Source organism: Burkholderia sp. LS-044 (genome assembly GCF_004803625.1).
Classification (GTDB): Bacteria; Pseudomonadota; Gammaproteobacteria; order Burkholderiales; family Burkholderiaceae; genus Burkholderia; species Burkholderia cepacia.
Window position 1 is genome coordinate 98,883 of record NZ_SSWO01000021.1, and the last position, 24,705, is coordinate 123,587.

General features: G+C 65.8%; 21 protein-coding genes. 10 read left to right on the top strand and 11 right to left on the bottom strand.

Annotation, left to right across the window (positions count from 1 at the left end):
• The first annotated feature begins 110 nt into the window (after positions 1-110).
• Positions 111-473: a hypothetical protein gene (locus tag E9536_RS35790; protein WP_136472436.1), complete on the top strand. Its 363-nt coding sequence runs from the start codon at positions 111-113 to the stop codon at positions 471-473.
• Between the two features lie 22 nt (positions 474-495).
• Here the strand turns inward: E9536_RS35790 and E9536_RS35795 are convergent, their stop codons facing one another.
• The 3 genes from E9536_RS35795 to E9536_RS35805 all read right to left on the bottom strand — a co-directional run bounded on the left by E9536_RS35795 (position 496) and on the right by E9536_RS35805 (position 2,787).
• Positions 496-1,038, bottom strand: coding sequence for a response regulator transcription factor (locus E9536_RS35795; RefSeq protein ID WP_021156278.1), 543 nt, complete (start codon positions 1,036-1,038; stop codon positions 496-498).
• Positions 1,039-1,051: 13 nt separating this feature from the next.
• Complete coding sequence (locus tag E9536_RS35800) at positions 1,052-2,470, bottom strand: ATP-binding protein (RefSeq protein WP_136472438.1); 1,419 nt, start codon at positions 2,468-2,470, stop codon at positions 1,052-1,054.
• Between the two features lie 92 nt (positions 2,471-2,562).
• Complete coding sequence (locus tag E9536_RS35805; protein ID WP_136472440.1) at positions 2,563-2,787, bottom strand: cysteine-rich CWC family protein; 225 nt, start codon at positions 2,785-2,787, stop codon at positions 2,563-2,565.
• Positions 2,788-3,105: 318 nt separating this feature from the next.
• Between E9536_RS35805 and argB the strand changes: the two genes are divergently transcribed.
• From argB to slmA, 3 genes are read left to right on the top strand one after another with little or no spacing between them, the layout of a single operon-like run.
• Positions 3,106-4,005 carry an acetylglutamate kinase gene (argB, locus tag E9536_RS35815; protein ID WP_006490510.1) on the top strand — a complete coding sequence of 300 codons (900 nt, stop codon included), beginning with the start codon at positions 3,106-3,108 and terminating at the stop codon, positions 4,003-4,005.
• Positions 4,002-4,793, top strand: coding sequence for a pyrimidine 5'-nucleotidase (locus E9536_RS35820; RefSeq protein WP_059700460.1), 792 nt, complete (start codon positions 4,002-4,004; stop codon positions 4,791-4,793). Before argB ends, E9536_RS35820 begins: the two co-directional genes overlap by 4 nt.
• The gene (gene slmA, locus E9536_RS35825; protein ID WP_059700462.1) at positions 4,760-5,422 is read left to right on the top strand and encodes a nucleoid occlusion factor SlmA; all 663 of its coding nucleotides are present in this window, start codon (positions 4,760-4,762) and stop codon (positions 5,420-5,422) included. The genes E9536_RS35820 and slmA overlap by 34 nt, the downstream gene beginning before the upstream one ends.
• Before the next feature lie 87 nt (positions 5,423-5,509).
• Here the strand turns inward: slmA and E9536_RS35830 are convergent, their stop codons facing one another.
• From E9536_RS35830 to E9536_RS35845, 4 genes are all read right to left on the bottom strand, one after another.
• Positions 5,510-6,538 carry a fimbrial protein gene (locus E9536_RS35830; RefSeq protein ID WP_124818074.1) on the bottom strand — a complete coding sequence of 343 codons (1,029 nt, stop codon included), beginning with the start codon at positions 6,536-6,538 and terminating at the stop codon, positions 5,510-5,512.
• 140 nt (positions 6,539-6,678) lie between these two features.
• The gene (locus E9536_RS35835; protein ID WP_136472442.1) at positions 6,679-9,303 is read right to left on the bottom strand and encodes a fimbria/pilus outer membrane usher protein; all 2,625 of its coding nucleotides are present in this window, start codon (positions 9,301-9,303) and stop codon (positions 6,679-6,681) included.
• Positions 9,304-9,465: 162 nt separating this feature from the next.
• Positions 9,466-10,233 carry a fimbria/pilus periplasmic chaperone gene (locus tag E9536_RS35840; RefSeq protein WP_136472444.1) on the bottom strand — a complete coding sequence of 256 codons (768 nt, stop codon included), beginning with the start codon at positions 10,231-10,233 and terminating at the stop codon, positions 9,466-9,468.
• 124 nt (positions 10,234-10,357) lie between these two features.
• A complete protein-coding gene (locus E9536_RS35845) occupies positions 10,358-10,891 on the bottom strand; it encodes a fimbrial protein (protein ID WP_059700468.1) in 534 nt (177 codons plus the stop codon).
• 670 nt (positions 10,892-11,561) lie between these two features.
• Here E9536_RS35845 and E9536_RS35850 point away from each other — a divergent pair.
• The 5 genes from E9536_RS35850 (at position 11,562) to E9536_RS35875 (ending at position 19,093) form a co-directional block, all read left to right on the top strand.
• Entirely contained in the window at positions 11,562-14,426 is a 2,865-nt protein-coding gene (locus E9536_RS35850) for an autotransporter outer membrane beta-barrel domain-containing protein (RefSeq protein WP_136472445.1), read from the top strand.
• Between the two features lie 309 nt (positions 14,427-14,735).
• Complete coding sequence (locus tag E9536_RS35860; RefSeq protein ID WP_060317230.1) at positions 14,736-15,881, top strand: homoserine O-acetyltransferase; 1,146 nt, start codon at positions 14,736-14,738, stop codon at positions 15,879-15,881.
• Positions 15,878-16,486, top strand: coding sequence for a methionine biosynthesis protein MetW (metW, locus tag E9536_RS35865; protein ID WP_021156285.1), 609 nt, complete (start codon positions 15,878-15,880; stop codon positions 16,484-16,486). The genes E9536_RS35860 and metW overlap by 4 nt, the downstream gene beginning before the upstream one ends.
• A 119-nt stretch (positions 16,487-16,605) precedes the next feature.
• Positions 16,606-18,027, top strand: coding sequence for an AmpG family muropeptide MFS transporter (locus tag E9536_RS35870; protein WP_136472447.1), 1,422 nt, complete (start codon positions 16,606-16,608; stop codon positions 18,025-18,027).
• The gene (locus E9536_RS35875; protein WP_060082936.1) at positions 18,017-19,093 is read left to right on the top strand and encodes a M48 family metallopeptidase; all 1,077 of its coding nucleotides are present in this window, start codon (positions 18,017-18,019) and stop codon (positions 19,091-19,093) included. Before E9536_RS35870 ends, E9536_RS35875 begins: the two co-directional genes overlap by 11 nt.
• Before the next feature lie 9 nt (positions 19,094-19,102).
• Here E9536_RS35875 and E9536_RS35880 read toward each other — a convergent pair whose 3' ends face one another.
• Positions 19,103-20,047 (bottom strand): AraC family transcriptional regulator, encoded by a 945-nt coding sequence (locus E9536_RS35880; RefSeq protein WP_136472449.1) that lies wholly within the window; start codon positions 20,045-20,047, stop codon positions 19,103-19,105.
• 228 nt (positions 20,048-20,275) lie between these two features.
• On the opposite strand from E9536_RS35880, the gene E9536_RS35885 reads away from it, so the two are divergent.
• On the top strand, positions 20,276-21,328 hold the full coding sequence (locus E9536_RS35885) for an NAD(P)-dependent alcohol dehydrogenase (RefSeq protein ID WP_027788861.1): 1,053 nt from the start codon (positions 20,276-20,278) through the stop codon (positions 21,326-21,328).
• A gap of 125 nt (positions 21,329-21,453) precedes the next feature.
• Here the strand turns inward: E9536_RS35885 and E9536_RS35890 are convergent, their stop codons facing one another.
• The 3 genes from E9536_RS35890 to gatB form a co-directional block, all read right to left on the bottom strand.
• Positions 21,454-22,227: an exodeoxyribonuclease III gene (locus E9536_RS35890; RefSeq protein WP_021158564.1), complete on the bottom strand. Its 774-nt coding sequence runs from the start codon at positions 22,225-22,227 to the stop codon at positions 21,454-21,456.
• A 40-nt stretch (positions 22,228-22,267) separates the two neighbouring features.
• Positions 22,268-23,107 (bottom strand): polyphosphate kinase 2 family protein, encoded by an 840-nt coding sequence (locus tag E9536_RS35895; RefSeq protein ID WP_027788860.1) that lies wholly within the window; start codon positions 23,105-23,107, stop codon positions 22,268-22,270.
• Positions 23,108-23,225: 118 nt separating this feature from the next.
• A complete protein-coding gene (gene gatB / locus E9536_RS35900; RefSeq protein ID WP_060358496.1) occupies positions 23,226-24,701 on the bottom strand; it encodes an Asp-tRNA(Asn)/Glu-tRNA(Gln) amidotransferase subunit GatB in 1,476 nt (491 codons plus the stop codon).
• Positions 24,702-24,705: the final 4 nt, after the last annotated feature.

Below are 24,705 nucleotides of genomic sequence, written 5' to 3' on the forward strand. Positions count from 1 at the left end.
TGCGGCGCCCGTGCCTGCCCCTGGAATGCGGCTGATGGCAAGCGCGCTGGTGCGTCCCTATAATCCGGACTCCTCCGGCCAAGTACCGACGCATTCGTCACCGCTTTCGAATGACCATCTACCCGTCCGTCGCCGGCCGAATCGTGCCGGCCTTGCTCGCGCTCACACGCGCCGACATCCTGTCGCTCCTGCGCCGGATCAGGCGGGATTCGCTGCGGCGCTACAGCGTCGCGTTTGTACTCGCGTGGCTGGGCACGCTGGCGGGCATCGCATTCGCCAGCGTGGCGATCAGCATCGGCATCCAGTTCGTCGCGCGTGCTGTATCGGCAACGCCGTGGCCGCTGGCCAGCGCCATCGTCGTCGGCGGATGCGCGCCGCTGCTCGCCAACGTCTTCTACTCGGCGCTGCTCACGCTCCTGCTGAAACGCGAGATCGTCGCCCGCCTGTCGCGAGCCCCGGGCTCGCCCGGCTGACGCGCCGGGCGCAAGTACCCGCTTACTGCCGCACCGGCTTCTTCGCGAGCTTGCGCTGCAACGTGCGGCGGTGCATGTTCAGCGCGCGCGCCGTCGCCGAGATGTTGTTGTTGTTCTCGGCCAGCACGCGCTGGATGTGCTCCCATTCGAGCCGGTCGACCGACAGCACGACCGGATTCTCGAGCGCTTCGTCGGCCTGCACTTCGGTCGCGTTGGTCTGCAGCGCGGCCAGGATCGACTCGACGTTCGCGGGTTTCGCGAGATAGTTGTCGGCGCCTTCCTTCACCGCCTGCACGGCGGTCGCGATGCTCGCGTAGCCGGTCAGCACCAGGATCCGCGCATCGGGCTGCAGGTCGCACAGCGGCGCGATCAGGCTCAGGCCCGAATCCTCGCCGAGATGCAGGTCGACGGTGATGAACTGGAACTTGCCGCCCGCGGCAAGCCGCAGCGCCGCCTCCTTGTCGTGCGCCTGCTGGACCGCGTAACCGCGGCGCTCGAGGCCGCGCGCGAGCGTGCCCGCGAACACCTCGTTGTCGTCGATCACCAGGAAATTGTTCTCGCTCATGTGGTTTCTCCGTCTACGTGTTGGTTGAGGCGACCGGCGCCGCGACGCGCACCGCCGGCAGGCGCAGCACGGCCCGCGTGCCGCGCGCGGCGGATGTGCCGGCCGCGCGGCTGTCCGGCGTGCCGGTTGTCCGTTCGGACGCGCGCTGGCCCGCACGCTGTCCCGAGCCGGCCGCGGCGTGACCATTCGCCGCCCCGCCGGCCCGCCCGTTGCCGCCCGCCGCGCGCGGCACGACATCGGACAGTTCGATCTCGCCGCCGAGCCGCGCGGCCGCGCTGAACGCGAGATACAGGCCGACCCCGTGCCCGCCCTGCGTGCTGTCGACCGGCATCGCGCCGAGCGACTCGCGCAGCGCGGCCGGAATGCCGGGCCCGTCGTCGCACACCTCGAATTCGATCTCGTCGGCCGCGCCGGCGTGCGCGACCTTCGCGGCCAGCGTCACGCGCTGCGGGCTCGCGCGCGCGGCGTTGTCGAGCAGGATCGTCAGGATCTGGCCGGCCGCGACCGTGTCGTCGAGCGCGACGCCCGCCGGGCGCGCACCGAGCAGTTCGAACTGCACGTGCGGATGCCGCAGGCGCCAGTGCTCGACGAACGTGTCGAGCCAGTCGTCCACCGGCTGGCGGCTCGCGGGTGCGCTCGCGCGGCTGCGCAGGCGCGCGAGCGCCGACGTGCAGAGTGTCATCTGCTCCTCGAGCACCTTCAGGTCGGCTTCGTAGCGGGCCAGCCCCGGATCGGCGCGCGCCGCGTCGCGCAGTTCCTCGGCAAGCATCGCGATCGTCGACAGCGGCGTACCCATCTCGTGCGCAACGGTGGCGGCCTGCACGCCGAGCGCGACCGCCCGCTCGTCGCGCAGCAGGTGCGCCTGCGCTTCGCCGAGCGCCGCGTCGCGCTGGCGCAGCGCATTCGACATGCGCGCGACGAACCACGCGATCAGCCCGACGCTGACCATGAAGTTCGCCCACATCCCGGTACGGTAGTAGTCGAACAGGTTGGCCGGGTTATCCATGTTGAGCGGCACCGAGTCGAAGCCGAGCGCCGCGTAGCACGCGACCGCGAACGCCGCGAGCCAGATCATCAGGTGCCACGGCAGCACGGCCGCCGCGATCGCGAGCGAAGGCAGGTACAGCGACACGAACGGGTTGGTCGTGCCGCCCGACAGGAACAGCAGCGCGGACAGCGCGCCGAGGTCGACCCACAGCTGGCCGAGCAGCTCGAAATTGGTCTCGGGCCGCGCGCGCAGCACGCGCACCCAGGTCAGCGCGTTGAAAACGATTTCGAGCGCGATGACCATCAGCATCGCCGGCAACGGCAGATGCACGCCGAAATAGGTCTGCACGACGCCGATCGTCACGAGCTGGCCGATGATCGCGAGATTGCGGAGCCAGAACAGGTGACTGAGGTTGACGCGCCCGGTGGTGGTGATTCGTTGCATCCGGGCAGTTTACCCGTTTAGCGGGCAGCGCCTCTAGCGGGGCCGGATCGGAACGCGGTGAACGGGATGCGCTGCGTGCACGGCCGGTGCCGTCAGCCGGCCGCGCCGGCCATCCGCTGCGCGATCTCGTCGGCCAGGCATTCGGGGCACCGGCAGCGCGCGCCGGCAGCCGGCGGCGTACTGCCGGGCACGACCGGCATCGACGCGCACCAGCATTCGAACGGTTGCGAGCGGGCGCCGCAGTCGAAGCTGCGCCCGCAGTGCGGGCAACGCGCGCGGCGCGGGGCGGAACGGGCGTCGGCGGCGGGATCGGTCATGGCGGAAACGCGGAAGCGGGCGTGAAACCGCCCTACGCGACAAGCATAGCGCGGCGAACGGATTTTGCACGCCGTCCATCCGGCCGACGACCGTCGTAAACGCTCGCGAGCCACCTCGGCGCCGCTACCCGCACACCGTTGCGCACACCGCCGCCCGAACGGCCGCCCGCATCGCGCCGCGCCATAGCCGGCGGGCCGCCGCGCGCTGTACCCGAGCCGCGCCGCACGTGTTCCGGCCCGTCCAAAAACCCGATGCTGCGCTGCGCCACTCCTGTACAATTCGCCGTGTTTCAACCGTTCCCAGCCAGAGCCGCCGCCATGTCCGAGCCCATCGACCTCTCGCAGATCGCCCCCACGCTGAAAGCAGAAATCCTCGCCGAGGCGCTGCCGTATATCCGCCGTTACCACGGGAAAACCGTGGTCATCAAATACGGCGGCAACGCGATGACGGAAGAGCGGCTCAAGCAAGGCTTCGCGCGCGACGTGATCCTGCTGAAACTGGTCGGCATCAACCCGGTGATCGTCCACGGCGGCGGTCCGCAGATCGATCACGCGCTGAAGAAGATCGGCAAGGCCGGCACCTTCATCCAGGGCATGCGCGTCACCGACGAAGAGACGATGGAAGTCGTCGAATGGGTGCTGGGCGGCGAAGTGCAGCAGGACATCGTGATGCTGATCAACCACTTCGGCGGCCACGCGGTGGGCCTGACGGGCAAGGACGGCGGCCTGATCCACGCACGCAAGCTGCTGATGCCGGACCGCGACAACCCGGGCCAGTACATCGACATCGGCCAGGTCGGCGAAGTCGAGGCGATCAACCCGGCGGTCGTGAAGGCGCTGCAGGACGACGCGTTCATCCCGGTGATCTCGCCGATCGGCTTCGGCGAGGACGGCCTCTCGTACAACATCAATGCCGATCTGGTCGCGGGCAAGCTCGCCACGGTGCTGAACGCCGAGAAGCTGCTGATGATGACCAATATCCCCGGCGTGATGGACAAGGACGGCAACCTGCTGACCGACCTGTCCGCGCGCGAGATCGACGCGCTGTTCGAGGACGGCACGATCTCGGGCGGCATGCTGCCGAAGATCTCGTCGGCGCTCGACGCGGCGAAGAGCGGCGTGAAGTCGGTGCATATCGTCGACGGCCGGATCGAACATTCGGTGCTGCTGGAAATCCTGACCGAGCAGCCGTTCGGCACGATGATCCGCTCGCATTGAGCGCGCGCCGCAAACCCTCCGGCCCCGACCTGCCGGCGTCGCTGCGACGCCGGCGCATCTCCCGCAGCCGGCCGCACGCCGGCTCGCCCGTCTGGCTGTTCGATCTCGACAACACGCTGCACCACGCATCGCACGCGATCTTTCCGGAGATCAACCGCGCGATGACGCAGTACATCATCGACGCGCTGCAGGTCGAGCGCGCCGAAGCCGACCGCCTGCGCACCGGCTACACGCAGCGCTACGGCGCCGCGCTCCTCGGCCTCACGCGCCATCACCCGATCGATCCGCACGACTTCCTGCGCGTGGTCCACACGTTCGCCGATCTTCCCGCGATGGTGCGCGCCGAGCGCGGCCTCGCGCACATCATCGCCGCGCTGCCGGGCCGCAAGTTCGTGCTGACCAATGCGCCCGAGAACTATGCGCGCGCGGTGCTGCGCGAATTGCGCATCGAGCGGCTGTTCGAACGCGTGATCGCGATCGAGCACATGCGCGACCGCCGCACATGGCGCGCGAAGCCCGATCACACGATGCTGCGCCGTACGCTGCGCGCCGTGCGTGCCCGTGCGTCCGACGCGATCCTCGTCGAGGATACGCTCGGCCACCTGAAGCGCTACAAGCGCCTCGGCATCGGCACGGTGTGGATCACCGGGCACCTGCCGGGCCACCTGCCAGGCACCGGACGCCCACTTTATGTCGACCAGCGCATTCGTTCGCTAAAATCGCTCCGACTGGGCACACGATCGGGGCGACAAAAATGCAGCCGACTTACCCGCAGGACCAAGCCGTAACCGAAGGCCGGACCACACCTGCTCGCCCGCGCCCGAAGCCGGGCGAGCGCCGCGTGATGATCCTGCAGACCCTCGCGGCGATGCTCGAAGCGCCGAAACCCGAAAAAATCACGACCGCCTCGCTCGCGGCCCGGCTCGACGTGTCGGAAGCCGCGCTGTACCGGCACTTCCCCAGCAAGGCGAAGATGTACGAAGGGCTGATCGAGTTCATCGAGCAGGCGCTGTTCGGGCTCGTCAACCAGATCGTCGCGAAGGAGCCGAACGGCGTGCAGCAGGCGCGCACGATCGCACTGACGATGCTCAATTTCGCCGCGAAGAATCCGGGCATGACGCGCGTGCTGACCGGCGAGGCGCTGGTCGGCGAGGACGAGCGTCTGACCGAGCGCGTGAACCAGTTGCTCGACCGGATCGAGGCGACCGTCAAGCAGTGCCTGCGGGTCGCGCGTACCGAGGCGCAAGCGCCCGACGGCGCGGCGCCGTTCGCGCTGCCCGCCGACTACGATCCCGCCGCCCGCGCGAGCCTGCTCGTCAGCTATGTGATCGGCCGGTGGCATCGCTTCGCGAAAGGCGGGTTCCAGAAACCGCCCGGCGAGCAGGCCGATGCGCATTTGCGGCTGATCCTGCAGTAAGCGTGGTCGGCGGCAAAACGGTTCATCGTCGCCACGCGCGGTCGGCAAAGCGTGCGACACATCGGGCCGCCCTCCGCCAGCGACGCCTCACTGGTAACTGAGCGTGAACGTCATTCGCCCCTTGGCCTTGCCCGCGGTAACGGTCGGCGACGTCTGAATGAATCGGGCGCTCAACGGGATCGAGAAGAAGCCGTTACCTGTCGTGCCGGCATACCACTGATTCTTGTTCCCCGCCACTGACGAGTCGGGCCCGTAGCTGAGCAGCGTCGAATCCTTGAAAACCTGGATACCCAATCCCTTGGCCGTCGAATCGGACGAGAGATTCAGCGTATTCGACGTGTTGGACTGGTACGTGACGTCGGTCAAAGTCATATAGAGCTTCGCATCGACGCTCTCGTCACCACCGGAACAGATCAAGTTGATCGCGAAAGGCTTCAAATCCGAGGTCGAGCCGATCCCGGTGAATTTCTTTGTGGAATAGGTACCGAGATCCACATTTTGCGTCGCCGCAGCAGCATTACAGGTCGGCGCCTTGATCTGTAAATCACCGGACCATCGATAGCTGACGACTTTGTCCGTCAGAGAGGTCACCGAGTGAAAAGCAAACTCGCCCGACAATCTGCCTTTTCCCGTAATGGGGCCGATTTTGTAAAATTGCAGCATCACGGACGCTTTGTTACCACCACCAACACCTATCTCATATTCCGGATAATACGCATCCCGACTATCTATCGGAAGAAACTTCCCACTGCTCGCTATTTTTACCGCAACGCCTTCAATCCCCGATTGAAACATCTTCTGATTGACACCGTAAGCCGGCAAAGGAGAATGCCAATAAGAAAGGCTAAATATAGGGTACACACATCGAATCCAAAACGGCGGCGGGACATTGTCCGACTCTAGCGTTATGCCGAGTAACAGCGTGCCATCCGGCACATTGGGATTGAATGGCGGTATTTTATTGGCGTCGAAATTGTACTCTGCCGTCTTTAACGGACCAGTCGGATTGATGGTGAAGCAATAAGGGGCTGCGTGCGCGAGACCCGACAGCCCCGACATCATCGCCATCGCAATAATCCATTTCCATTTTTTCATCGCAATTTCTCTATCGATCAACTTGAATGTCTTTCGCGGGGCATCGACCGCCGCGATCTTTCCGCGACGAGCCGTGTCTCTTCCAGTCAGCGCCCCGTCGGTGCTGGCGTCGCGGCTTGACGAGCGCGCGGCGCCTGCGACGTTGTCCGCGTAGACGCGTGTTACTCGCCGGGTGCAGCATCCGTTCCATCGGTCGGTGGCTCTGCGCTGCGACAAAGCGCATCAACACGCTGGTAGCTGTCCGATCCCGAATGTTTTTCGCGCACCGGCAGGTCATATGTGATGCGGCACCGCGCGTCGGGCTCCTCGCCCCATCTGACCGAGAGTTCGCCGCGATCCTCCAGCCCCCGGGCGAATATCTTGCTGGCCTGCCCGACTATGCCGACACGCTTGCCGTGTACGTCGATCACATCTGCACCGAACGGTAACGGCTTGCCGTTCGACCGCGTGGTGTGGATCACCGCCGAGCGGCCCATTTCGGTTTCATACTTCAGCATCACGATCGCCCCTGCGCGGGGAGCGATCTGCTGACTGGTGGATTTCAATTCGACATCGGTGGACAGCCCCTTCGGATCGATATCGACCGAATTGACGCTATAGGGTGTCAGGTAAGGCACGATCGCGTAGCCACGGCCATCCACTCGCAAACCCGATGAATTGAGGACGCGCGCCCCCTGGGCATTCTTTGCCTCGACGATCCCGAATGTTTCAGAAACCGGCTGCGACAGCGTGATCCCGCCCGGATGCGCAACCAATGCGCCGCGCACGCCGAGCGAGCCTTGCGAATACCCCTTTCCGGTGCCCGCGCTGGCCGAAATATCGGCTACGCGGCCGTGATACAGCGCATTTGCACTGCCCGACGTGCTGCCCTGATCGTTGCCGGAAACGTGGTTGACGTTCACGCCGTACGAAAGATTGCGATCCGCGCCAAGCGAACCCGTCATGGCCGTCCGAACCTGCGTGCTGCCGCTCGTATCGCGTGACACGCTTGAGCTGATGGTGAGCGGGCGATCACGGCCGAGCGGAATCGTCAGACTCGCGTAGTAAAGCGTGCTCTGCCGGCCGAATTGCATCTGCTGCCGCGTCGCCTGGAGGTTCACGCTGATGTTGCGGATCGTATTGCTGTAACCGACCGAGTAGTTGATATCGGAACCGGCGCGATTCCAGTAATTCACCGTCGACGCCGTCAGCGATACGACGCCGCCTCGCTGGCCGAGCGACTGACTGATCGTCGCCTGTGCGCGGTTGCGCGGACGCACCACGTTGCCTCCCGCAGTCAGGCCACGCTTGCTTGCGTCGCGCATCTGCATGGCATTGACCAGGTCAAGGAAGCCGCCGGTCGAATAGCGATAGGCTGCGATGGAAATGTCCGAGCCGGTCTGCGGAAGATTCTTCGAGTAACCGATTCGCATGCTGCCGCCCACCATCCGGCCCGATCCCGGAATCAGCGCGTTCGATTGCGTGTAGTCGAAGCTGAACGCACCGACCTTCGTGGCCAGCACGCCGCCCACCAACGCTGTCGCGTAACCCTCGGCGGCCGCCGCACCGACATATCCGGTCAGTGCATTCGTGAAACCGCGCTGCCAGGTCCCCTGGATGAACGGCGGATTGCCGGAGAGCGATGCATCGCGAAGCGTGCCCGCCGTGATGCTGTAACGGCTGATGCCCGGCCGCAACGACAACGGCAGCGCGGCATAGGGCACGCTGAAGGAATGCACGCGGCCGTCCGCCTCGGTAACGTCCACCTTGAGGTCGCCGCCGTACCCTGTCGCATAAAGATCGTTGATCTCGAATGCACCGGGTGCGACGACCGTCTCGTAAATCGTCGCGCCGTTCTGCCTGATCGTCACCCTGGCGTTGCTGTTGGCCACGCCCCGTACGGTCGGCGCGTAGCCGCGCAGCGAGTCGGGCAGCATCCGGTCGTCGCTTGCGAGCCGGGCACCACGGAACGCAACCGAATCGAAGAGTTCACCGGTGGTATACGACTCGCCAAGCGTGAGTTGGGACGACAGGCGCGGCACATCGCGTTGCACGAAAATCCTGAGGCTTTGATATTGCCCCTTGCTCTGCGAACTCCAGTTGTATGAACCGTCATGCCGAAAATGCCACGGGCCGAGGTTCATGCCGGCGCTCAGCCCGACATATCCCTGCGTTTGCGTTTCCGCACCGTGGCTGTTGTACATATAGACATTCGTGTCGTAGCCGAGAAATGCGGCGTTCACCCCGCTATCCCAGTACGCCTGGCCGACATAACCACGCGGATTTCGGCTGAGCGACATTTGCTGGATCGTCAGATCGAGACGTTGCGTGCCGAAATCGAAGTCTGCCTTTGCGCTGTCGATGACCCGTTCTATCGGCAGGCACGCGCCCGGCACGTCCAGCGCCTCGGCGGTTGCGGAGGCGAGCCGGGTCAGATCGACGCCGGTGCGAAGCAGCAGTGGCTTGTCAAAGCAGGCGCGCGCATTGCTGCCACGCAATCCGTCCGGCTCCTTGAACGGGACGTCGATACGGCCGACCCAGCGTTCGTTGACGTAAACGTCGACGTTGTATGTACCAGGCAGCACCGTGTCGCCCTTTTCGAAGCGCGAAAGATTGGTCGCCGCGCTGCTGCCAGGCGCGAGAAATTCCTTTTCGAACTCGATCGGCGCGACCATGAATCGCGCATTGCTCGATTCGACTTCAGCGGCCACCACCTGATAAGTGGACAACATCGACAGCACCGCGGCAGAAAGCGGCCGCAGGCGTGGCAGGATACCCTGCGCTTCGGGTTTTACGGTCTTCGTCATGGTGTCACGCACTTCATTACTCGGTGCGCCCGGAGACCGGGCAAAATGCTCCGTTGAATGCGCGGTTGTGTCTTTCGACGTCGGGAGGCAATTCAGGGAAGGACGGCCGCGTCGATGCGGCCGGTCAGGCACGGCGCGGCATGCGTGCCGCGCCGCCGCGGGTCAGCGTTGCGCCGGGCTCTTGAGCGGGTGCGTGCCCGGCACGCCGGCACCGTAGTCGTTGATGGACAGGTAATCGACTTCGGCGTCGGCATCCGGCTGCCGTGCCAGCCTTTCGATCGGGAAAGTTTGGGACGAGAACGGCGGGACGTAACCGTTTCCGGCGCTATAGCTGCGGCCGCCAGACTTCAGCGTGACCTCACCGAGATTGACGAAATACGGCGTCGGGTTCTCGCCTTTCAGCACATAACCGCCGCCCCCTTCGCTTCGCATAACCGACCATCTCACCTTCCCGGGTGCGTCCAGAGGATCGCCGGACAGCCCCTTCGGTCGGTACATCACCTTGATGCGGGTACGGAAGGCGAATTGCAGGTAGTTCTCGCCGGATTCCTCATCCGTCGCTTTCGGCGGCACCTCGAGCGCGTTCAGCCAGAACAGCGTTTCCCTGTCCTGCGCAAGTGGTTCCCGGGTATAGATCATGCGGACCGTCTGCCCCTTCTTTGCATCGAGCCGGAACATGGTCGGCGTCAACGTGAACGGTACGTCGATCGTCTCAGGCGACGCCTGAACCTCACCCTTGTCGATCCAGACCTGAACGAATGCGGGCCGGTCACCTGCATTCGTCATCTTGATCGACGTTTCACGCTCGGTGCCGCGGAAAATCACGCGCGTGTTGTCGATCACCACGCTCGCGTGTGCACTGTCGATCGCCGCGGCCGCGCTCAGGCCAAGCAGTGCGGCATACAATCCGTTTCTCCACGAAATTTTCATACGCATTCCTATTTAATATGTACTCGCGTCATTCCTGAGAAGCCGTCTCGCGTGACGACGAAACGGCTTGATACGAGAACGCGAAGGGGCGGCGGTGAAATTACCGGCCGCCTACGCGGCGTGCTTATTGATACGTGATCGTGTAGTTCACGCGCGACTTGACCGCACCCGCCGTGGCGTTGCCGAGCGACTGGTACTGTGCGTAGAACTGCAGGTCGGCCTTGCCCGAAGCAAGGCTGACCTTGTCGACGTTCTGCTGACCGATCGGCTTCGATGCATCAATCGGGTCGTAACTGCTGTTGAGCAGGGCAACTTCGACCTTCGTCGCCCCGCCGGCGTCAGGCTTCAGATTGCCGGTGGCCGAATTCACCGTCGGACCGGGCTCGAGGTACGCACTCACGATGCCCGTGGACGGCGTGCAATCGGTCAGGGACAGCTTGAACCCCTGACGACCGGCCCAGGAACCCGGCGCGGCCAGCGTCTTCGTGGACATCGGCGGCAGCGTGACGGTGAAATCCTTGCTGCCGTTATTGATCGTGCAGGTTGCCGATGTCAGCACACCATCGAACTCGACCAATCCGTCCGCGGCGTGCGCGGCGGGGGCAAGCATCAAGACTGAAATACCGGCCAGCAGCATCGGAACAAACGCTTTTTTCATGTCGATAATTGCCTATAAGGTTTAAGGTAAAGTTGAAATGTTCCGTCGCTTTTTTTCAGGACAAATCGATCATCCCCGTTGCCGGCGACGGCATTTCGCTGGGAATTTTCCGAAAAAACACAAGTTCATCACACCCATCGTCGTCCTAATTTATCGTCGGATTTCATCGTAAATGTACGAAAGTTCGTCGATCGACAGGCGTCACGCCATGTTTTATCGCCCACTGTCATCGATACATAACAATTGATGTCCGGCAGCGGTGCTCCTGCTTACCCTGTCTCGGGAACACACAACACTCGCACCTGCTTTGCCGCACCAGTTGATCGCGGTGCGATCACGCCCCAGCGCCCCGACCGCATCGCACGGCCGATTCACGACATGAATCGGATCAGTCACGGTGACCGTCTCCGTCGCCATTCAGTGCATGGCCCCCGTACCCGACATGACGGGTACGAACAGCGTGGCGCAATCGGGCATTCGCGATGCCGGTACGGCAACAATTCGGTCTGCAAATTCGAACTCGTCAAATTTCCAAACCCTCTCTCACAAGATACATTTCGCTCGAACATTCAAGCAAAACCGGAGTGAACCAGTGAAATGCAGGCATGTGCTCTTCAAATTTGGCATCGGTGGGCATTTCGCCCGTGCGGCGATACTCGCCGGCACGGCGATGTCATTGCCGTCCCAGGCCCAATCTCCCGGCGGTAACGGCCAGCGTGCGGACGGCACCGCGCTCGAAGTCGCGCCCGGCGACTATTCGACGTTCAGCCATGGCGCTCCAGCATTGGCCGCACTCAACGGCGGCACGCTCACTACCGGCGGCAAGACGCGCCTGTTCACGTTCGGCCACGGTTCAAGCGGCGCAATCGCCGAAGGGGCCCGCTCATATATCGAATTGAACAACGCCGAAATCCGCACGCGCGGCATATTCGGCACGGGAATCGATGCGCGCCAGGGAGGCAGCGTGGTGGCGCGACAGCTTTCCATCGATACGGACAATGACAGTGCCCACGGTGCCTATGTCGACGGCGCCGACAGCCACATCGATCTCTCCGACAGCCTGATTGCCACACGCGGCCGTGAAGCGCATGGCGTCGCCGTGCACTATGCGCCGGGCGCCTCCGTGAGCGTCGCCGATACGAAGATCATCACCGGCGGCGAATTCTCTTTCGGCGTGTTCGTGAGTCACGGCGACGTGCGTGCGGCCTTCGATCGAGTCGACATCATGACAATCGGCGACTACGCGTCGGCGCTGTCCAAACCGGGCACATCCACCGTCACGTTCAGCGACTCGCTCCTGCAAACGAGCGGCTATGCCGCGCTCGGCGTGGATGCCCGCGAAGGCCGTGTCGAACTCGCCCGCTCGAACGTGCTCACGCACGGCGAGAGCGCCCATGGCCTGTATGCCTCGAAGGAATTTGCGAACGCGCCCGTCGCACAAGCGATCGATACGTACGTCACCACAACCGGTACGCGCTCGATCGGCGCCATCGCCCGGCTCGGCGGCAAGGTCGCGATGACACGCGGCGGCATCGTGACGAGCGGCGAACGCGCGCGCGGCGTGCTGTCGGCCGGCGCAGGCTCCGTCGCCTCGCTCACCGAGACGAGCGTCGAGACGCACGGCGCCGAAGCCACCGCGTTGCATGCGAGTGTCGGCGGCTCGGTCGATCTGCTGCGCAGCGACGCCCGCACGACCGGTGCCGACGCGTATGGGGCGGCCGTCCATGGCGGCACGCTGACGATCGACGACGGCACGCTCGTCAGCGAGCGCCATGGCGCGATCGACGCATCCGATGCGACGGTCACGCTGAAAAACGGCACGCGCGCGATCGGCGGCAACGGCAAGCTGCTGTCCGTCCATGCCGAGTCGGGTGCGCCGGTACGCCTGACGCTCGACGAGCGCTCCCATGCCGCAGGCGACATCGTCAACCACCCGACCGACGACGGCAGTCCGACGCACGCGGTGACGGACGTCGCGCTCACGAACGCGTCCGCGTGGACGGGCGCGACCGACGCGGTTCGCACGCTGTCGCTGGACACGAACAGTCTCTGGACCGTCACCGCGGATTCGTCGGTCGGCTCCGTCGCGCTGAACGATTCGACGATCGCATTCGACGCGCCGGCGGCCCGAGGCGCGCCGACACCGCGCACGCTCGTGGTGACGGGCGACTATGCGGCCCGCAACGGCAAGCTCGTCCTCCATACGACGCTGCAGGACGACGCGTCGCCCAGCGACCGCCTCGTGATCGACGGCGGCCACGCATCGGGCGATACCGGCATCGTCGTGAAGCGCGCGGGCGGCGACGGCGCGGCGACGACCGTCGGCATCCCGCTCGTCGAAACCCGCAACGGCGGCACGACCGATGCATCGGCATTCACGCTCGATGCGGCATCGGACGGCTACCGGAACGGCTTCGGTACGTTGTCGGCAGGCGGCTACGATTACATGCTCAAACGTGGCGGCGACGGCGGGCAGGCGGAAGACTGGTATCTCGTCTCCGCGGCAAAGCCACTGCCGCCGGTCCAGCCCGACCCGCCGATCGTGCCGGAAGTCGTCCCCCCTCCTCCGCGCGCCGCCGCACCGGAACCCGACGCGTATCTGGCAAACGCAGACGCCGCAGCGACGATGGCGATTCATTCGCTGCATCAGCGTGACGATCGTTCGCTACGCGCCGAGGCAACCGGCCCGCTGGACGGCGCCGTGTGGCTGCGCGCCGAGGGCCAGATGACGTCGATGTCGGGCGGCAACCGCAGCGTGTCGGGCAACGGCCGCCTGATTCACGCGGGCGCCGACCTGCTCCGCTTCGACGACGGCCGCGGCGGCAGCGTGCGCATCGGCGCGATGGGCATGTACGGCAGCCAGACGAACTGGTCGACACGCCCGCTGTGGAACCCGATCGAGGGACGCGTCATGAACGCCACCGCGCGCGGCAGCGTGGCCGGCTACAACGTCGGCGTGTACGGCACGTGGTACGGCAGCCGCGACATCCTGACCGGTCCTTACGTCGATGCGTGGTTCATGTACGGCGCCTACGCGAACAGCGTCGGCGGCAGCCTCGCGGCCGATTCGTATCGGTCGCGCACCGTGACCGGTTCGATCGAGACCGGCTATTCACTCGGGTTCTACGAGCGGGGCGACACGCGGTTCTTCGTCGAGCCCGAAGCGCAGCTCGTCGTGTCCGACTATCGCGCGGACGCGCACGGCACCGCCGGCGGCCGCCTCGACGGCCAGGGCGCCACCGATGTGCTCACCCGCCTGGGCGTACGCGTGCACGGCGTGACCGCGATGTCGCACGGCCGTGAGTTGCGCCCGTTCATCGAGGCGAACTGGTGGCACGGCCCCGGCTCGCGCACGCTGACGCTCGACCGCAATGCTTTCTCGTTCAGCGTCCCGCGCGACCGCGCGGCGTTCCGGATCGGCGCGCGAGGCCAGGTGTCGAAGCGCTTCGCGATATCGGCGGGCCTCGGGGTGGAGGCGAACCTGTCCGACTATGCGGTGGTCAAGGGCGAGCTGGCGGCGAAGTACCACTGGTGACGGGGCGCGGCCTGTGCCGCCTGCTCCCGCGCAGGCGGTTCCGGCCACCCCGCGCACCTCCCGAATCCGGGTCCCGCAATTTCCGCTATACTCGTCCGACTTGCCGCCTCCCTGGCGGCAGGTCGGAAGCGCGCCGATTTGCTGACTCGATTGCGGGCGCGCGAACCGGCCGGGGCCTTGATGCGTCGCGCGTCGCTCCCCGGCGGTTCACTACAAATGCGGCTAAAGAGGTCGTCAGCCGCGCACCTTCGACTCCGCGCCCCGCCGACACCATTTAGCCGCCCAGTCATATGGCATAAGGCGGAACGAATGGAATCGATCGGCATCGTCGCTCCACAGACCATGCACTTCGCCGAACCGCTGCGCTTGCAAAGCGGCAGCGTGCTCGGCAACTATCAGCTCGTCGTCGAGACGTACGGCGAGCTCAACGCCGCGCGCTCGAACGCGGTGCTCGTCTGCCACGCGCTCAACGCGTCGCATCACGTCGCCGGCGTCTACGCGGACGATCCGCGCAGCACCGGCTGGTGGGACAACATGGTCGGCCCGGGCAAGCCGCTCGACACCAACCGCTTCTTCGTGATCGGCGTGAACAACCTCGGCTCGTGCTTCGGCTCGACCGGCCCGATGAGCGTCGATCCGTCGACCGGCACGCCGTACGGTGCACGCTTCCCGGTGGTCACCGTCGAGGACTGGGTGCACGCGCAGGCGCGCGTCGCCGACGCGTTCGGCATCGAACGCTTCGCCGCGGTGATGGGCGGGAGCCTCGGCGGGATGCAGGCGCTCGCGTGGAGCCTGATGTATCCGGAGCGCGTCGCGCACTGCATCGACATCGCGTCGACGCCGAAGCTGTCCGCGCAGAACATCGCGTTCAACGAGGTCGCGCGTTCGGCGATCCTGTCCGACCCCGACTTCCACGGCGGCGACTATTACGCGCACGGCGTGAAGCCGAAGCGCGGCCTGCGCGTCGCGCGGATGATCGGCCACATCACGTACCTGTCCGACGACGACATGGCCGAGAAATTCGGCCGTGCGCTGCGCCGCGCGGACGGGGCGCTCGACGCGTACAACTTCAGCTTCGACGTCGAGTTCGAGGTCGAGTCGTACCTGCGCTACCAGGGCGACAAGTTCGCCGACTACTTCGACGCGAACACCTACCTGCTGATCACGCGCGCGCTCGACTACTTCGACCCGGCGAAGGCGTTCGACGGCAACCTGACGGCCGCGCTCGCGCACACGCAGGCGAAATACCTGATCGCGAGCTTCTCGACCGACTGGCGCTTCGCGCCGGCGCGTTCGCGCGAGATCGTGAAGGCGCTGCTCGACAACAAGCGCACGGTCAGCTACGCGGAAATCGACGCGCCGCACGGCCACGACGCGTTCCTGCTCGACGACGCGCGTTATCACAACCTGCTCCGCGCGTATTACGAACGAATCGCCATCGAGGTGGGGGCATGAACCAGCAAGCACTGAACTCCCTGTCCGCGCGCGCGGACTTCCGCACGATCGCCCGCTGGGTCGAGCCGCGCTCGACCGTGCTCGACCTCGGCTGCGGCGACGGCTCGCTGCTCGCGCTGCTGATGGAAGAACTGGACGTCACCGGTTACGGCATCGAACTGAACGACGCGGGCGTGCTCGCGAGCGCGAAGAACGGCATCAACGTGATCCAGCAGAATCTCGAGGACGGCCTGCGGCTGTTCGAAGACCACAGCTTCGACATCGCGATCCTGTCGCAAACCCTGCAGACGATCCACCAGACTGCCGCGATCCTGCGCGAAACGGCGCGCGTCGGCCGCGAGTGCATCGTGTCGTTCCCGAACTTCGGCTACTGGTCGCACCGGCTGTCGGTGCTGCACGGCCGGATGCCCGTGTCGAAATCGCTGCCCTACCAGTGGCACAACACGCCGAACGTCCGGGTGCTGACGATCAAGGATTTCGAGGCGCTCGCGCCGGAAGTCGGCGTCACGATCCTCGACCGCGTCGTGCTGCACGAAGGCCAGCCGATTCGATGGGGAGCGAACTGGCGTGGTAGTCTTGCTGTCTACCGCGTCAAGCGCAGCTGAGCCGGGGGGCCGTTGACGGAAGATCCGGCCCGCACGAGCGTGCGGCCGCCCCTCTCGCGTCGCTCGCACCGCCGCCTGCGCTGCCGCCGCAATCAGTCAACGCTACTCAGTTTCTGTCCATGTCGAAATCGCCACACGAGGCGCCCGCACTCACCGCTCACGAGGATCACCCCGGCTGGCGAGCCTATCTGAACACGCACATGCTGATCTGCGTGTTCCTGGGCTTCACGTCGGGCCTGCCCCTGTTCACGCTCGTCTATCTCGTGCAGGCTTGGCTGCGCTCGGAAGGCGTGAACCTGAAGGAAATCGGCCTGTTCGCGCTGATCCAGTTCCCGTATACGTGGAAGTTCCTGTGGGCGCCGCTGATGGACCGCTACATCCCGCGCCTGCCCGGCTGGCGGCCGGGCCGCCGGCGCGGCTGGATGCTGCTCACGCAGGTGCTGGTCGCGGGCGCGATCGCCGCGCTCGGCTTCGTGTCGCCGCGCGATTCGATCTGGACGGTCGCCGCGCTCACCACGCTCGTCGCGTTCTTCGGCGCGAGTTCCGACATCGTGATCGACGCATACCGCCGCGAGCTGCTGCGCGACACCGAGCAGGGCCTCGGCAACGCGGTGCACGTGAACGCGTACAAACTCGCCGCGCTGATTCCCGGTTCGCTCGCGCTGATCCTGTCCGATCACATGCCGTGGGACGCCGTGTTCGCGCTCACCGGCGCGTTCATGCTGCCGGGCATCCTGATGACGCTGCTGGTGCGCGAGCCCGAAGTGGTCGGCGCGCCGCCGCGCAACCTGCGCGACGCGATCGTGCTGCCGTTCCGCGAATTCATCCAGCGCGACGGCTGGACCGGCGCGCTGCTCGTCATCGCATTCATCTTCCTGTTCAAGATCGGCGACACGATGGCCACCACGCTGTCGACGTCGTTCTTCCTCGACATCGGCTTCTCGCGCACCGAGATCGGCATCGTCGCGAAAACCACCGCGCTCGTCGCGAGCGTCGCCGGCGGCATCATCGGCGGCGTCTGGCTCGTGAAGATCGGCATCGGCCGCGGGCTATGGGTCTTCGGCGCGCTGCAGATGGTGTCGACGCTCGGCTTCGCGTGGCTCGCGCAGGTCGGCCCCAGCTCGCCGGTGCTCGCGGCGCTCTACGACTTCACGGTCGCGGCCAGCCATGCGCTCGCGTCGTTCCTGTCGATCTTCGGCTTCGAGGTCACGCCGCATCTGAGCCCGATGACCGTCGCGCTCGCGATCGTCTACGGCTTCGAAACCTTCACGACCGGCCTGACGATGGCCGCGTTCGTCGCGTACATCGCGAGCACGACCGACCCGCGCTACACGGCCACGCAGTTCGCGCTGTTCACGAGCCTCGCGTCGGTACCGCGCACGCTCGCGTCGGCCGCGAGCGGCTTCATCGTCGCGAAGATCGGCTGGTTCGACTACTTCATCGTGTGCACCGCGCTCGCGATTCCCGGCATGCTGCTGCTGTTCAGGATCGCGCCGTGGAACGGCGCCGCACGCAACGGCGAGGCCAGCCGTGCGCAGTAACCGCCTGCACCGCCTCGCGCGCGTTGCGGCTTCGTGGAGCGTCGGTGCCGCGGCGCTCGCCGCCGGGTTCGCCGCGCATGCGTCCGACACCGGCGCGACCGCTGCAACCGCCGCGGGCTCCGCGCCGGCCGCCGCACCGGCTTCACCGCCGGCAACATCGACTTCCGCCGCCCCCGCCCAGCCGGCCACCGCCGAACCCGCGCAGCCGACCGGCGCCGCCGCGTCGACGAAGGCTTATACGCCGACACCGCAGCAGGTTCGCTACGGCAATGCGATCGCATTCCGCACGCTGATCCCGTCGCCGCTGCTCGAGCAGCTCACCGCGAGCGAATACGCGCAGATCGTGCAGGCGGCCGCCGACAGCAACCGCCTGCTGCCGGCAAACCAGCCGCGCGTGAAGCGCCTGCGCGCGATCGTCACGAAGCTCGCGCCGTATTCGGTGAAGTGGAACGATCGCGTGAAGAACTGGGCGTGGGACGTGAACGTGATCCGCTCGCGCGACATCCGCCTGACCTGCCTGCCGGGCGGCAAGGTGCTCGTGTACGGCGGCCTGCTCGAGCGCCTCCGGCTGAACGACGACGAACTCGGCGTGCTGGCCGCGCACGGCATCGCGCACGCGCTGCGCGAACATGCGCGCAGCAACTTCAGCGCGGCATCGCAAACTTCGCTGCGCGCCGCCGCGTTGCCGCCGCTGTTCGGCGTCGGCGATCCGCTGCCGCAGGCGCTGAACCTCGGCGAGCGCCTGCAGTCGCTCCACTACGACCCGACCGACGAGACCGAAGCCGACGTGATCGGCGGCGACATCGCCGCCCGCGCGGGCTTCGATCCGCGCGCGGCGATCACGCTGTGGGACAAGCTCGCGGCCGCGACGCGCGCGAACAAGGCCACGGGCTTCATCTACACGCACCCGTACGGCACCGCGCGGCGCCAGGATCTGCTGAACCGGCTGCCGGACCTGATGCCGCTGTACGCGAAGGCGATCGGCAAGCGTGTCGACTCACTGCCCGACTACGCGGGCATCAGCGCGCAGCGGCGCAAGGTCGTGCGGCGCGGCGCCACCGGCTGACGCCGGACGCTACGCGTCCGTATCGGCCACGACCGGGCGAATCCCGATTTCACGCATCCAGCGCACTTCGTCACCGGGGCTGCGGCCGAACAGCCGCTTGAACTCGCGGCTGAACTGCGACGCGCTCGCATAACCGACGCGCGCGGCCGCCGTACCGGCGCCGACGCCGTCCTGCACCATCATCAGCCGCGCCTGGTGCAGGCGCGCGGCCTTCACGTACTGCATCGGCGACGTCGCCGTCACGTGCTTGAAGTGCGCGTGGAACACCGCGAGGCTCATCCCGGCCTCGCGCGCCAGGGTCTCGACATCGAGGTCGGCCTTCAGCTCCGCATGGATGCGCCGCAACGCCTTCGCGATGCGGCCGAAGTGATGCTGCTGCACGAGCGCCGCGCGGATCGCGTCGCCCTGCGCGCCCGTCAGCACGCGATACGCGATCTCGCGCATGATCGCGGGGCCCAGCACGCGCGTGTCGTGCGGCGAAGCCAGCGCTTCGAGCAGCCGCACGACCGCATCGGCCAGCGGCGCGTCGAGCGGCGTCGAATAGACGCCGAGCGGTTCGCTCGCGGCCGCGCCGAGCGTCTCGTCGAGCAGGATCGCGAGTTCGGCGATCACCGCGAGATCGACGCGGATCGAGATCGCGAGAAACGGCTCGTCCATGCTCGCGAAAGTCTCGCATTCGAACGGCAGCGGCACCGACAGCACCAGGTATTGCTGCGCGTCGTACACGAACGAGCGGTCGCCGAGATAACCGAGCTTGCGCCCCTGACACACGACGATGATGCTCGGCTCGTACAGCACGGGCATGCGCGGCCCCGGACGGCTCACGCGAATCAAACGCACGCCGTCGAGCGCCGCCAGCGTGTCGCCCTCGTTCGGCGCGAGGCGCGTGTGCAGCTCGACCATGCGGCGCTGCACGCGGTCGCCCGTGTCGGCGAAAAGGGGCTCGAAGCTCATCTGCGTCATCCTGTCCGGCAAGAGAATCTGGCTCGCAATGTAGCATCTTGAATGCGTTTTGGCGGCCGTTTGCACGCAGTTCGAGAGGAATAGGCAAATCTTCCAGACCTTCGTGTATTTCATCGCGGCGCCGTGCTCCTTACGATGACGTCCTGCCTCGCCGCATCGCCATAGGGTGCGACGGCAGTTCGTTTCGCCGGATGTTTTCCCGGCCAAGGAGCCCCCTGCATGAGCACCACCTACGCTTACGCGGCAACCGATTCGCAGTCGCCGCTCGCCCCGTTCGAATTCCAGCGTCGCGCGCTGCGCGACCTCGACGTCCAGATCGACGTCCTCTACTGCGGCGTCTGCCACTCGGACCTGCACCAGGCGCGCAACGAATGGCGCAACACGATCTACCCGGTCGTGCCGGGCCATGAAATCGTCGGCCGCGTGACCGCGACCGGCCCGCAGGTATCGCGCTTCAAGGTCGGCGAGCTGGTCGGCGTCGGCTGTCTCGTCGATTCGTGCCGCACCTGCCCGAGCTGCGCCGACGGGCTCGAGCAGTATTGCGAGAACGGCTTCGTCGGCACCTACAACGGCCAGGACCGCGTGACGGGCGACGTCACGTACGGCGGCTACTCGACGCAGCTCGTCGTCGACGAGGCGTTCGTGCTGCGCGTGCCCGAGACGCTCGACCCGGCCGGTGCCGCGCCGCTCCTGTGCGCGGGGATCACGACCTACTCGCCGCTGCGGCAGTGGAACGTCGGCCCCGGCAAGAAGGTCGGCATCGTCGGGCTCGGCGGCCTCGGCCACATGGGCGTGAAGCTGGCGCGCGCGATGGGCGCGCACGTCGTGCTGTTCACGACGTCGCCGTCGAAGATCGAGGACGGCAAGCGCGTCGGCGCGCACGAAGTCGTGATCTCGAAGGACGAAGCGCAGATGAACGCGCACCTGAACAGCTTCGACTTCATCCTGAACACGGTCGCCGCGCAGCACGACCTGAACCCGTTCCTGCACCTGCTGAAGCGCGACGGCACGATGACGCTCGTCGGCGCGCCGGAGCACGACCATCCGTCGCCGCAGGTGTTCAACCTGATCTTCAAGCGCCGCCGCCTCGCGGGCTCGCTGATCGGCGGGATCGCGGAAACGCAGGAAATGCTCGACTTCTGCGCGGAGCACGGGATCACGTCGGATATCGAGACGATTCCGATGCAGCAGATCAACGCCGCTTACGAGCGGATGCTGAAGAGCGACGTGAAGTACCGGTTCGTGATCGACATGGCATCGATCAAGCAGTAAGCGCCACCGGGCAGCCCGCACGATCGCCGCCCCAAATGAAACGGGCCGCATGTTCGACATGCGGCCCGTTCTGCATCCGGCGACCGGCGGGTTCGGGCGCTACGCGCGCGGCGCGGCGCCGGCAATCACTTCTTGTAGTCGTAGTCCACCGTCAGCGGCGCGTGGTCGCTGAACTTGATGTCCTTGAAGATCGACGTGCTTTTCGCGGTGCCGGCGACGCCCGGCGTCGCGATCTGGTAATCGATCCGCCACCCGACGTTCTTCGCATACGCCTGGCCGCGGTTGCTCCACCACGTGTACTGCTCGGCGCGCGGGTCGAGCGTGCGGAACACGTCGACGTAGCCGACATCGTCGAACAGCTTCGTGAGCCACTCGCGCTCTTCCGGCAGGCAGCCCGAGTTCTTCTGGTTGCTCTTCCAGTTCTTGATGTCGATTTCCTTGTGGACGATGTTCACGTCGCCGCACAGGATCACCTCGCGCTTCTTCTTGAGCTGGGCAAGGTGCGGCATGAACTCGTCCATGAAGCGGTACTTCGCCTGCTGGCGCTCTTCGCCGCTCGAGCCGGACGGCACGTACACCGACACGACCGACAGCTTGCCGTAGCGCGCCTCGACATAACGACCCTCGGCATCGAATTCGCTGCTGCCGAAGCCGATGATCACGTCGTCGGGCTCGCGGCGGCTGTACACGCCCGCGCCGCTGTAGCCCTTTTTCTCGGCGTGGTGAAAATAGCTCTTGAAGCCGTGCGGCTCGACGAATTCGGCCGGCAGGTCGTCGGCCGAGACCTTGATTTCCTGCACGCACACGCAATCGGCGTTCTGTTCGCCGAGCCACTCGAAGAAGCCCTTCTTCGCGGCGGAGCGGATGCCGTTCAGGTTGGCGGTAATCACTCGCATCATGTCGGATTCCGTTCAGTTCGATGTTTTACAGGGTGGCAGCTTAACGGATCTTCACGCCTTCGAGCTCGGGCTTCGGCGGCGGGAATTCCAGCTTCATGTCGGTCATCGTGCGCAGCAGCAGCTCGGCGATCATCACGTTGCGGTGCGTCTTCGAGTTGGCCGGGATCACGTACCACGGCGCATGCTCGGCGGACGTCGCGGCGAGCGCGTCGCGGTACGCGGACTGGTACGCATCCCAGTGCTTGCGCGCGTCGAGATCGGAGATGTCGAACTTCCAGTGCTTGGTCGGATCGTCGATGCGCGCCTGCAGCCGCTCGCGCTGCTCGTCCTTCGAGATGTGCAGGAAGCACTTGATGATCGTCGTGCCGTTCTCGACCAGCATCGTCTCGAAATCGCGGATCTGCCGGTAGCGGCGCTCGCATTCCTTCGCGTCGATCAGGTCGAGCACGCGCGGCACGAGCACGTCTTCATAGTGGCTGCGGTTGAAGATCGCGAGCTCGCCCGCGGCCGCCACCTGCGCATGCACGCGCCACAGGAAGTCGTGCGCGGCCTCGATCGGCGTCGGCGCCTTGAACGACACGACGCGCAGGCCGAGCGGATCGACCTCGCGGAACACCGCGCGCACGGTGCCGTCCTTGCCGCTGGTGTCCATCCCCTGCAGCACGAGCAGCACGCGCTTCTTCTGCTGCGTGTGCAGGCGCTCCTGCTGCACGTCGAGTTCGGTCGACACGACCGACAGCCGTTCGCGGTCGTCATCCTTCGAGCCGGACGAAAACGGCTTCGCGGCCGGGTCGAACGCATCGAGCTTGAATGCGGCGGCTTCCTTCTCGCGCGTGAAATAAGGCACGCGGAAATCGTCGAGCGACGGTTGTTTCGCCATTCGTTCCTCCGTTGGACGGTGTGACGCATACGATAACGCATCCGCCAAACGCAACGGGCCGCCCCGAACTGGTTCGGGGCGGCCCGTCGTCAAGCGCGGTTCAGGCGCGCGCTCATGCTCAGCCGAGCTTCTTCTTCAGCAGTTCGTTGACCTGCTGCGGATTGGCCTTGCCCTTGGTCGCCTTCATCGCCTGGCCGATCAGCGCGTTGAACGCCTTTTCCTTGCCCGCGCGGAATTCCTCGACCGACTTCGCGTTCGCCGCGAGCACTTCGTCGATGATCGCTTCCAGCGCGCCGGTGTCGGAGATCTGCTTCAGGCCCTTCGCGTCGATGATGCGGTCGGCCGCACCTTCGTCGTCCGGCTTCTCGTCCCAGATCGTCGCGAAGATTTCCTTCGCGATCTTGTTCGAGATCGTGCCGTCGGCGATGCGCTGCAGCAGCAGCGCGAGCTGCGCGGCCGACACGGGGATCGCGTCGATCTCGATGCCGTCGCGGTTCAGCTGCGACGATACGTCGCCCATCAACCAGTTCGCGGCGATCTTCGCGTTCGCGGCGCCGGCCTTCGCGACCACCGACTCGAAATACGCGGCCATCGCCTTGCTCGACGTCAGCACGCCCGCGTCGTACGCGGACACGCCGTACTGCTCGGCGAAGCGCTGCTGCATCGCGGCCGGCAGCTCGGGCATCCCGGACTGCACGCGATCGATCCAGTCCTGGCCGATCACGAGCGGCATCAGGTCGGGGTCGGGGAAGTAGCGGTAGTCGTGCGCGTCTTCCTTGCTGCGCATCGAGCGCGTCTCGCGCTTGTCCGGATCGTAGAGGCGCGTTTCCTGCACGACTTCGCCGCCGTCCTCGATCAGCTCGATCTGGCGACGCACTTCGTAGTTGATCGCTTCCTCGAGGAACCGGAACGAGTTCAGGTTCTTGATTTCCGCGCGCGTGCCGAACTTCTCCTGGCCGACCGGTCGCACCGACACGTTCGCGTCGCAGCGGAACGAGCCTTCCTGCATGTTGCCGTCGCAGATGCCGAGCCACACGACGAGCCCGTGCAACGCCTTCGCATAGGCCACGGCCTCGGCCGCGCTGCGCATTTCCGGCTCGGTGACGATCTCGAGCAGCGGCGTGCCTGCGCGGTTCAGGTCGATCCCGGTCATCCCGGCGAAGTCTTCATGCAGCGACTTGCCCGCGTCTTCCTCGAGGTGCGCGCGGGTCAGGTTGACCGTCTTCTCGTACGCTTCCTTGCCGGCCTTTTCGTTGGCGGGCACCTGGATCGTGATCTGGCCGCCCTGCACGACCGGAATCTCGTACTGGCTGATCTGATAGCCCTTCGGCAGATCGGGGTAGAAATAATTCTTGCGCGCGAAGATGCTGCGCGGCGCGATGGTCGAGCCGATCGCGAGGCCGAAGCGGATTGCGCGCTCGACCGCACCGCGGTTCAGCACCGGCAGCACGCCCGGCAGCGCCAGGTCGACCGGGCACGCCTGCGTGTTCGGCTCGGCGCCGAACTGCGTCGACGCGCCCGAGAAAATCTTCGAGACGGTCGACAGTTGCGCGTGCGTCTCGAGACCGATAACGACTTCCCATTGAGTAGCCATGTGC